Origin of the sequence: Enterococcus sp. DIV1368d (assembly GCF_050542975.1) — a bacterium.
Lineage (GTDB): Bacteria > Bacillota > Bacilli > Lactobacillales > Enterococcaceae > Enterococcus_D > Enterococcus_D casseliflavus.
This window is the reverse complement of record NZ_CP172939.1, coordinates 348,284-358,908: the sequence shown is the minus strand read 5'-3', so window position 1 is coordinate 358,908 and position 10,625 is coordinate 348,284. Positions and strand designations below refer to the sequence as shown.

Annotated in this window: 8 protein-coding genes; all 8 read right to left on the bottom strand. The window is 45.6% G+C overall.

What is annotated here, in order from left to right; all coding sequences use genetic code 11:
- Positions 1 to 5: 5 nt before the first annotated feature.
- The 8 genes from IGJ44_RS01705 to IGJ44_RS01670 all read right to left on the bottom strand — a co-directional run bounded on the left by IGJ44_RS01705 (position 6) and on the right by IGJ44_RS01670 (position 10,613).
- Complete coding sequence (locus IGJ44_RS01705) at positions 6 to 965, bottom strand: LacI family DNA-binding transcriptional regulator (RefSeq protein WP_005227180.1); 960 nt, start codon at positions 963 to 965, stop codon at positions 6 to 8.
- A gap of 13 nt (positions 966 to 978) precedes the next feature.
- Positions 979 to 4,269: a GH36-type glycosyl hydrolase domain-containing protein gene (locus IGJ44_RS01700; RefSeq protein WP_430606051.1), complete on the bottom strand. Its 3,291-nt coding sequence runs from the start codon at positions 4,267 to 4,269 to the stop codon at positions 979 to 981.
- 15 nt (positions 4,270 to 4,284) lie between these two features.
- Positions 4,285 to 6,435 carry a glycoside hydrolase family 3 N-terminal domain-containing protein gene (locus IGJ44_RS01695; protein WP_074934427.1) on the bottom strand — a complete coding sequence of 717 codons (2,151 nt, stop codon included), beginning with the start codon at positions 6,433 to 6,435 and terminating at the stop codon, positions 4,285 to 4,287.
- Positions 6,436 to 6,441: 6 nt separating this feature from the next.
- Positions 6,442 to 7,221: an endonuclease/exonuclease/phosphatase family protein gene (locus IGJ44_RS01690; RefSeq protein WP_167826639.1), complete on the bottom strand. Its 780-nt coding sequence runs from the start codon at positions 7,219 to 7,221 to the stop codon at positions 6,442 to 6,444.
- Positions 7,212 to 8,132 (bottom strand): acetylxylan esterase, encoded by a 921-nt coding sequence (locus IGJ44_RS01685; protein WP_016609538.1) that lies wholly within the window; start codon positions 8,130 to 8,132, stop codon positions 7,212 to 7,214. Before IGJ44_RS01685 ends, IGJ44_RS01690 begins: the two co-directional genes overlap by 10 nt.
- Complete coding sequence (locus IGJ44_RS01680) at positions 8,125 to 8,727, bottom strand: DUF624 domain-containing protein (protein WP_005232377.1); 603 nt, start codon at positions 8,725 to 8,727, stop codon at positions 8,125 to 8,127. Before IGJ44_RS01680 ends, IGJ44_RS01685 begins: the two co-directional genes overlap by 8 nt.
- Before the next feature lie 13 nt (positions 8,728 to 8,740).
- Positions 8,741 to 8,884, bottom strand: coding sequence for a hypothetical protein (locus IGJ44_RS01675; protein ID WP_167389024.1), 144 nt, complete (start codon positions 8,882 to 8,884; stop codon positions 8,741 to 8,743).
- Between the two features lie 127 nt (positions 8,885 to 9,011).
- On the bottom strand, positions 9,012 to 10,613 hold the full coding sequence (locus tag IGJ44_RS01670) for a hypothetical protein (protein WP_061053659.1): 1,602 nt from the start codon (positions 10,611 to 10,613) through the stop codon (positions 9,012 to 9,014).
- Positions 10,614 to 10,625: the final 12 nt, after the last annotated feature.

Below are 10,625 nucleotides of genomic sequence, written 5' to 3'. Positions count from 1 at the left end.
ATCAATTAAATAAATGATCCGCCATCCACAAAAGTGGTATAAATATGCTCGTCCGCCACTGGTTCCCCTTGGATCGATTGTACGATTTTCTCAGCTGCCACCATGCCCCATCGATGTTTCGAATAGGAGATCGTCGCTAAGCGCGGCTGCACAAAAGCGCCTAATTCCGTGTTATCAAACCCGATGATGCGGATCTCTTTTCCGATGCGATAGTCGGTCTCGCGGACATATTTGTAGACACCGATCGCCATTTCATCATTGAAAGCAAAGATATCAATGGGAAACTGGGGATCATTTGCTAAGAGCTGTTTTGCCGCTCGATAACCAGAAGGTTCCGTGAAGTCACCAGGAATGACTTCATAAGGAATACCAAAGCGCGTCAATTCTTTCGTACTGGCTTCCAAGCGCTCCCGACTGTCGTAGCCTTTTTCTGGCCCTGCTAAGAGGAAGACTTTTTGGCTTTGTCCAGCGATCAAGCGATCGATCGCCAGCGCCGCCCCTCCTTTATTGTCCAACAAGACTTGATGGATATTTTCATGAGACAAGACACGGTCTAACACGACGATTTGATGTCCTCGTTGGGCGTATTGCTCGATTTCCTTTGCTGGAAACGTCCAATCCAAAATGATGGCACCGTCCACCATCCGCTCAGGAATAAACAAGTGTGATTTCTTGCCGCTGCAGACGATCATTTCATAGCCGAAAAGTTCCAACCCTTTCTTGATGCCATCTAGCAATTCCCCATAAAAACTTCCGGCATAATCGGCGAGATAAACACCGATGATGTTGGTTTGTCTGCGTTTCAGCGTGCGAGCAGCCATGTTCGGAACATAGTTCAATTCGTTTGCGATCGCTTGAATCCGCGCACGGGTTTCCTCGGTCACTTTTGGACTGCCATTCAATGCATACGAAACGGTGGATATGGAGACACCCGCTTTTTGGGCAATATCTTTGATTCCTACCATGGCTTCTCCTTTCTTAACGATAAATATCGATCGTGTTGGTTTGGTTTTCGTTTAATTTGGCGCAAAGTGCTACTTTCTTCAGGACAAGCGCACCTTGACGGTAGCGATTTTCCGCAAACTCAGTGGACATTTCTTCCCCGTTGATCAATACTTTCGGTGTACTTGCCGAATGATAGACGATTTCGACCGGCCGATCAAAGAGTCGATACGTCAATGTCAATCCTGCTAGCTCCTCTGGCAAGACAGGATCAAGTTCAACGTGATCAACAAAGGTCCGAATGCCTAACACATTGCTGATCAACTGATTCATATAGATCCCTGGACCACTAGAATAGATGCGCCAGCCGCCTTTGACGCCGACTGCTGCCTCCTTAAGTTTACCAAAATTTTCTTGGGCTTCAACCCTTGTTTTGAAATCGCCATCAGAACTGCTGAAATACGCGTTTGCTTGACGGATCTCCGCGTTTTCGACCCGTTGAGCGATCTGGATCGGATTGATGACCCCAAGCGCTTGCCAAGTCTCTTCTTCTCGACCTAATTTCGCCATCGCTTCGGTAAAGCGGATGTGGGCGTGAACGTACTGCAAACCGATTTCTCGTCCAAAGTTGGCTGCTTGTTCTGCTCGCTTGAAATTGGTGCTGACACCTCCCGCATAAGTCGCTGGACGATTCATCAAGCGCACCCCATCTGGAAATTGCAAATGCTCCTTGATGATCGCCACATGATGATCGGCTTGTTCGGGAGATAACAGCTCACCGATCATGCTTTGTTGCATCGGCAGCAAGCGGTATTGGATACCAGTTTTCTTGTCAGTCGGATGGACCATCAGTTCCACGTGCTCGCTATTTTCCATATAGACAAATCCTGGCAAAGTGCCATCAGCTAACATGTATTTTTCAAAGTCGTGTTTGATGCCCTTAGACAGTTTTGTTAAATGTTTGGCATACTCTGGGTCAAATGACTGCAACTGGCTGGCTAATTTTTTCAATACTTCATAGGTCAAGGCAACGGTCCAACTGCTGGCCATTTGTTTCTTCAACTTACTGTTATTTGGCTGCAAGGTATCATCCCAATCGCCATCACCATAACAAGACAGGTACGTTCCTTCCAAGAAGTTCGCTTCGATATACGCTACTTCTTTTTTCAAATGATCAAACAACGAAGCTTTGGTCTTGGTTTTCAAGAAGGTTGCGCGATCCGTATAAGACAGTTCTTTTTCCAAAATCGCGAAATCTTTGGTTTTTTCGAGATAGTCACTAACGACTTTCATTGGCCAGACGATCACATCTCCGTGGCTCTCATCGGCTTTTTGTTTCTCATAGCGATCAAACATAAACCATTGTGGCCAGTTGCCGTCATCTGCAAATTGATTTTCAAACAAATGCTCGATGATGGACGCCACCATTTCAGGACGATTAAGTGCTAAGAAATACTCAGTCGGTCCTTGGGAAACGTCTCGAGTCCCCCAAGCAGCACCACCGTACTGTTCAAGACCATGAGGAGACAGGTAATGAACAAGCATATTGTGGGTGTACCAACGTGCCAAGTGATTGAAGGATGTAACGTCCGCCTGCGAATGTTTCAATTCAAACTGATTCAACAAATCATCGACAAAGGCCGTATAGGCAGTGTCTTCTTGCTGGCGATCTAACGTTTCGGAAACAAAGGGTTCACCAGTCAGTGTGCCTTGGATCACGAAGGAAACCGTCGCCTGTTCTGCAAAGGTCAATACGGTCGTGCTATCAGCAGCGGCCACATTGAAGATTGCTTCATCGGTCAGTTCAAAAGGCTGAGCTGCATGGAGATAATACGTCAATTCTGGATAAGTTTCCGCAATCGGTGAATCCGCTGTTCCTTTGATGGTGAGCAATTGTTGGTCTTGCGTAACAGCAGCAGTCGGTGCGGCTTCATCGATCCCCATCACAAATTGATTAGTGATGGCCCAGGTGTAGGCACGTCCTGCTTCACTGGTGATGGTGGTTGCGATCGTGCGTCCGTTTGCTTTCGTGAAGGTCGTTACTTGAATGACATCATCCGCTGTTTTGTAGTACCACGTCGCCGAATTCAAGCCCATTTCAAAAGCAGATGGCATCGTTAAAATCCGCCATTGATCGCCGTCTTTCAGGTAGATCCGCTGACCAGAACGTTTGAACAGATTCAATGAGTTGCGGCTATTACTCAACAATTTATTCATGTTCGTATTACCTAATACGATTTGGGAGTTAAACATCCCCGTCATGTAAACAGTCGTGCTCAAAATGGGGTGATCAACGATCAACTCTTGTCCGCTCATCAAAATATGCCCATGGGAGCGTTCCATCTGTGCTTCTTTTTCCTTCAACACGACATGGTGATAGTCAGGGGTAAAAAAGGAATAAAGCTGCTTATCAACGATTTCCACTGCTTCTTGCTGCGGGAACCGTTCGTTGATTTCTTCTGTGGAAAATGTCAGCCCTGTGAGCGGTCGACCGAAGTTTTTTCGTGGCTGCGCCGTTGCTTGCAACGAGTCAAAGGACAAGGCTTGATACGTTTCTTTCAGCGTTTCAAGTGCAAACTGCGGTTCATTGACTGCCGTCGCTTGATTGGCTTTGACCGCTGCGTAAAAAACGATTTCCGTAGGCGTCTCACTTACCGTCAACCATTGCGTTTGCAGTGCCGTATAGGCAAATTCGTATTGATACACTTCATTGGCTAACGTTTCTTGGCTAAGTGCAGCTGGTTGATTCGTTTCTTTGTAGCTGCGACCGAAAAATTGATAGCCATCCGTCGAGAAGCCTTTTAAGGCTTGGAAGCTGCCCTGTTCCACTAATGGAAATTGACCATTTTGTGGTTGATTTTGGCGCGAAGAAAGCACGATGCGACTCTTATCATGGCTAACATGATGGTCGATATATTGCGAAACATAGGCTTCATTGGATTGAACAGCACCTTTGGCGGCATTACCAAGATCTTGTCCGTAAACTAGTTCCGCTTCCCCAGAACCACTCAATTGAACCCGCCAGAACCAGCAATCTTGTGCCAATTGGAAATCAACTTGGTAATCGATGGACTGGTACGTCCCAGTCCAAGTCAGCTGTTTTTCTGAGTAGGCAAAGGCACTGTTAGCATTTGAACCGATCAAGGGAATAAAGGACAACTCCCCCGGCTCACGCAGACGTAGATAGATTTGATTCAAACTACCATCTAGCGCATTTCCGTTCAACTGATTGATCATCACACCGTGACTTTGGATCTCATATAAATCACCGTTTGGTAAAAACGTCACGGTCGTATTTGCGTTATTCATCACTATTTTTTTCGTCATAGAAACCTTCCTATCTTACCTAACTAATTGCAGGGTTGTTTGTTGGGTGTCTCGGCTGTTCCCACCAATCATGATGTGGAATTTCCCTGGATCACTGCTTAATTGTTGGTTGCTGTGGACATAGCGCAGCAGTTCTTCCGTGATCTCAAATTGAACGGTTGCTGATTCGCCAGCCTCTAGCCAAATTTTCTTAAAGCCTTTCAGTTCTTTCACTGGGCGAACCACTTCACCGACTAAATCGCGAATGTAGCATTGGACCGTTTCCCAGACCGCTGCTGTTCCTTGGTTCGTAACAGTGATGGAAGCCGTGACCGTTTGATCTTTGGTCATAGTCGGCTGATCCAACGTCACCGCAGAATACGCAACTGGGCTATAACTCAAGCCAAACCCAAATGGATATTTGGCATAATTGGAGACATCCAAATATTTCGAGACATATTTTTCATCCGGTGCACTTTCATAAGGACGACCGGTATTGTCAACGTTGTAATACACAGGAACTTGTCCAACGGTTTCTGGGAATGACATGCTCAAGCGACCGCTTGGATTGTATTCTCCCCACAGGATCTGAGCAAGTGCGTTTCCGCCTTCGGTTCCAGGGAACCAAGCCTCGACGATCGCTTTGGCTGCATCCACACCTTGCAAATCAAGAGGACGACCGTTATAAAGAGTTACGATCAATTGCTCGTTGTATTCTTTTAAGGTTTCAACCAAGGACAATTGGGCTTGCGGCAAACGAATGTCGCTGCGGCTGGCAGCTTCGCCGCTCATCCATTCCTGCTCTCCTAGCGCTAGGACCACTTTATCCGCTGCCTTCACTAATTCGATTGCTTCTTGGATCGCCGTTTCAGACGGTGCAAAATAATCAAAGGGCTCTTGACCGATCAACAGATCCGCACCCAAGGCTTGGGCACCCTCCACTAATGTCACTACTTCTTCTTGTTTCCCTTGCCAAGACCAAGCACCTAATAGATCACGGGAGTGAGCACCTGGGCCCACGATCGCGACTTTTTCGGTTTTCTGTAACGGCAGGACACCTTCATTTTTCAACAACACCATTGATTTCTTTGCGATATCGCTGGCGATCTCTCGGTGTTCTTGAGACAAAACAGTGGCTGCTTCAGCGGCTTCATCAGCGCCGCGGTATGGATTTTCAAATAGCCCCAGCTCATTTTTTAAGGTCAAGATTCTTAGCACCGCTTCATCGACTAAGGCTTCCTCAACGGTGCCTTCTGCGATCAACTCTTTCAAGTTATCGGTGTAGCAAGTCGTCATCATCTCGATATCGACCCCAGCTTTGATGGCTAGTTCAGCGGCATGTTTTTCATCCTCCGCTGCGCCATGAGCGATCACTTCTTTGATTGCTGCCCAGTCAGAGATCACAACGCCTTCAAACCCGAATTCTTCTCGCAAAACATCGCGGAAAAGCCAGCGATTGGCCGTTGCTGGAATGCCGTCTACCGTATTAAAGGAGGTCATCACCAGCTTGGCACCAGCATCAAGGGCTGCTTTATAGCCTGGCAAATAACTTTCTCGCAGTTGGCGTTCTGACATATTGACCGTGTTGTAATCGCGACCACCGATAGCCGCACCGTAAGCCGCAAAATGTTTGACGCAAGCAGCCACGCGGTTGAAATCCGTTCGCAGATCATCCCCTTGATAGCCTTTGACGAAGGCTTCAGCGAAGCGACTGTTCAAGTAAGGATCTTCCCCCGTCGATTCCATGACACGGCCCCAGCGTGGGTCTCTTACTAAGTCCACCATCGGTGAAAAGGTCACATGCAAGCCAGAAACAGCTGCTTCTTTGGCAGATACTTCCGCCATTTTCTCCGCTGCTGCCAAATCCCATGAACTACCTAATCCTAATGGAATCGGGAAAATCGTCCGAAAGCCGTGAATGATGTCCGCCATCAATATCGTCGGGATATTCAAGCGGTTATTGGCGATATACTCTTTTTGGACGCGGATCGCTTCTTTTGCACCAGAAACACCTAGCGTTGTTCCCGCATTGTTGATGTTTTCTTGTGTCAGTCCTAAGTCGCCCATCGGACCTGTTTTCTCTTCTGCTTTATCTGAATAAAAAGCCGCTGCCAGTTGCAGCAACTGATCGATTTTTTCATCTAAGGTCATTTCTGAAAGTAGTTCGGTTAATTTCTGCTGTTCCATTTTTATTCATCCTTTGCTTTCTTCAAATTGGACTTCTGCTTCTAAAGGGAAATGATCGGAGGGAAAACGACGATCACAAGAATCCGTTAGACAGGCGGTTTTGACCACCGTGAAGCCTTTCGTATAGATATAATCAATTTCTTCTAGTTCTTGCCATGGTAACGTATAAATAAAATTTTGATAGGAGCCTTTTGGCCCATGATGGGGCTTCTGTCCATGTTCTTTGGCATTTTGAAAATGCCGCTCTAAGTACCGATGCACCCGCTCCGTTGGCTCCGCATTCAAGTCGCCCATCAGCAATACAGGATAGCGTTCGATCTGATCTGCCAGCTGCTCAAGGATCACTTTCATCCCTTCAAAACGAGCCATTTCTGAAATATTATCTAAATGAGTCGTGATAGCAAGAAACGGCGGATTCTTTTTTTCCTGCAAGACTGCCCAAACACATAAGCGTGGATACGCAGCTTCTGGATGAATACTTGGTTCAGTCGGTGTCAATGACAACCAAAACGAACCTGAATTTAATAACTCGAAAGCCTCTTTTTGATAATACAGTCCGATGCCTTCGCCTAAGCCATCCCCGTCACGTTCAGCCGTGACGGAAGCATACTGCGCTAACTTTGCTAAATCTGCAAATTGGCTGGGACGAGCTTCTTGGATCGCCAGAACATCCCAGTCGTAGTAATCGATCAAGGAGCAGACCGCCTCCGATCGATAGTGCCATTGCCATTCTTGGTCATAGTCGGTATCGACTCGTAGATTATAGGTTGCTGCTTTCATCTGCATTCATTTCCTTTGAGTAATTTTGTGATTTGCTGCATCTCACGTCGGATTTGTTTCGCTTCGCCGCCGCCATGCCCTTTATTTAAGTAAATACGCAATTCTTTCGGTCCAGGAATCTTTTTATAGGAAACGAAGAAATCTTCCATGGGACAGATGGGATCAGCACTGCCGACCGATGTATAAACAGGACCAGTTATCTGATGAGCAAAATACTTCAAATCAAAATAACTCATGACTTGATAGATCGTTTCCCGCGTTTCTGGAAATTGTTCGATATACTCTTGAATCACCTGGTAACTTCCTGTTTTTTGTTCGATCCGATGGACAAGATTGGAGTGGCTTGGCACATCGGCAAACGTCGCAAAAATCGGGACGTTCGTTAATGCGTTGACCAATAAGGCGATGCCGCCTCCTTGTGAGCCGCCTCTTAAAATAATGCGCTGCGGATCGATTTCCGGTATCTGTTGAAGGACTTCTAGTGTGCGCAAACTATCTGCGACCAATCGCTTCATATAAAAATCTTCTTTTTTCAAGATGCCGCGTCCAAAAGGTGCTTCATGCTGCGTGGTTTCATAGGGAACCTGATCTTGCGTGCGTCCCCCTTGCCCGCGATTGTCGATGACAAGACAGCCGCAGCCGATCAATAACCAATGAGCAAATTGGAACGGTTCTTGCACATGATTCATATAGCCTAAAAAATCAATCACGATTGGACAATCTGCCGCTTGTTCTGGCAGCAGCAGATGCCCATAGATCGTTTCATTACCAAGACTTTGAAAAGAAATCGTAAAACAATCGATCCCTTTCAGCAAAGGCGCTTGTTTGGTTCTTTCAAAGGCTAGCGGAAGGGTGTCAAGTTCTTGTTGGACCGAAGCCCAAAAATAGGATCGATCCGTCGCGGTCGATTCAGTCATTTGTCTCTTCTCCCTTCGCTAATACTTTATTGAAAAACAACACTTGTACAAAGGCTGATCCTGAAATGCCTAAACAAACAAATAAGAATAGGTTTACTTTGCTGCACAATACAAAAACAATGATTGGGATCACCAGTAAAATGATCGCATTCGCCGTACTGCTAAGAACCGCATATGCCGTTTCTTTCGCTGTTTCTTGCAATGATTGCGCAAACAAACTGTACAAGAGAACGAACACGACGAGATACAGCGCAGCCAAGCTGACGAGGATCACGGCTAAAACGCCAAAGTAAGGTGTAAGCATCATCAAGGAATAGATCAAACCGGCAAAGACTGCGACATACGCAATAACAAGACCTTCTAAGAAGAGACCACGTTTGAGGTTGCTTAAGAATGCTTGCTTGTATCGTTGCCAAATCGGGACATCCCGTTCCTTGTACAATTGATCGATCGTCTGATACAGCGCGATCAATGCTGGTCCTGCGAGAATCAGCGTCATTGCTGGAATCATAAAGAGAAAACTAACAATGATCATATCTGCTAAAAAAGCAAAGACCCGATAGTACCATCCTTCATAAGAAAATAGTCGATTCATTATGATCCTCCAATCAAAACTTGCTGATTTGTGCTGCGGGTGCTGCGTAAACTTGTTTCTTGCCTTCTTGTGATTTTGGGTCGTTTCTCAACGTACGGGTTTCTGGGTTGCAGGTCTCACTCAGTGAGCCAATCGCAGTGATTCTTTGTACGGACACTACGCTCCCTGCAGTCGCCTAGTACTTTGAAACATCAGATTTTGCGCAAAGTGCGCGCAAAACCTGTGTTTCAAAGCAAAGGAGAGGAAAGGTCTTTTTTTTGGCTTCCTTTCCTCTCCTATGGGGGTTATTTTAGTCGTTCGCGGTTTTCGGCCATTTTTTCAGTTTTAATGTCTTTGATTGCATCCCAGTTGTTTGAATCTAAGAAGCCTTCAAAGTCGGTTAGTGTGCTGTCAAATGTTCCTTCATCTTTTGAACGAATCAATGAGATGATCGTACTGTTGATTTTGGTTTTGATTGCTGTGTTTGAACGTGCTTCAGCAGTTCCGGCATCTGGATCCGTATTTTCGATCACAAAGTGTGGATACAATTTGCCTTCGCCCCATTCTTGCATTTGGGTCAACGCATTTTCGGTTTTGACTTTCAGTGCATTGACACGGTCGTTGTTAAAGTAGTTGAAACGGCTGATACCATATTTTTTGTTGTAGCCTTCGTTGTCGGTTTGTTCCATTTCTTTGATTTCTGGCAAGTAATCGATTTTGCCTTCATCGTTGTATTCATACGTCACGCCTTCAACACCGAATTTTGTCAAAATTTGTCCTGGTTCATCGATCAAGTACGTGAAGAGTTGGGTTACTTTTGCTGGATCCGCCGCATCTTTTGTGATGTAGTTGATCAACCAGCCAGAGATTCCTGTTTGGTTCAAGGTTGCTTCACGACCAGAAGTGCTGGCAGGTCCGTCGATTGCGATGTAGCGTGTGTCAGAGTTTTTCATGAATTCGGTGAAGTTCCCACCTTGTCCGCTCGTTCCTGCTACTAAGATCGTTGCATAGTCCCCTTGTTTTACTTTTTCATCATAGGTTGGACCGTCATCGGTAAAGCTGTCATCACTGATGTTGCCGTCACGATACACTTGATTAAAGGTTTTCAACCATGAGATATATTCTTCATCTAAGTTACGATCGTAGAAAGCACCATCTTCATCTTCTAACGGAACACCTAAGAAGTCTTGCAATTTATCTAAGAATGGTCCTGCTGTTTCGCCGATCGTTGTGAAGCCCATTGGTGTCAAATCAGGGAATTTCTCGCTGATTTCTTTCATGACTTTCACATAGTTTTCTGGAGTCGAAACATCTGGTTTGCCCAATGCTTCATAGACATCTTCACGGATCACAAAGTTATCGTTGACGGGAATATTGCCGCTTTCGTAGTCCGCTGCTGTGTTGGAATAGTTTGGATAGCCATAAGTTTTGCCATCATCTAAAGCAAACCATTTGAAGGTATCTTCGGTCACGACATTCATCAAATACGGATCGTATTGTTCCGCTAAATCGTTTAATGAGTATGCCCAGCTATCAGCTTTTGTGGCTGCTTGACTGGTTTTATCCATCAACGTCACGATATCAGGCATATCACCACTTGAAATCAAAGCATTTAATTTCGAATCATCACCTGAAATAAATTCAATATCAATGTTCAAATCTTTTTTGATTTGGGCTGTCGTCACATCTTCACCAAATGGCAAAGCTGTCCAGTCTGAATTGATGTACCATGTGATCTTGGTTGGTTCTTCTTTGGTATCGAGTTTCCATGCTGGTGTCTTTTCATCTAACTCATACCGATCTTTGATAGAAAAATCCGAACTGCTGGCATTGTCTGAGCTGCCGCCACATGCTGCTAAGCTAAGTAATGCTGATGCTGCCAATAAACCGCCTACTACTTTTTTCATGTCTATCCCTCT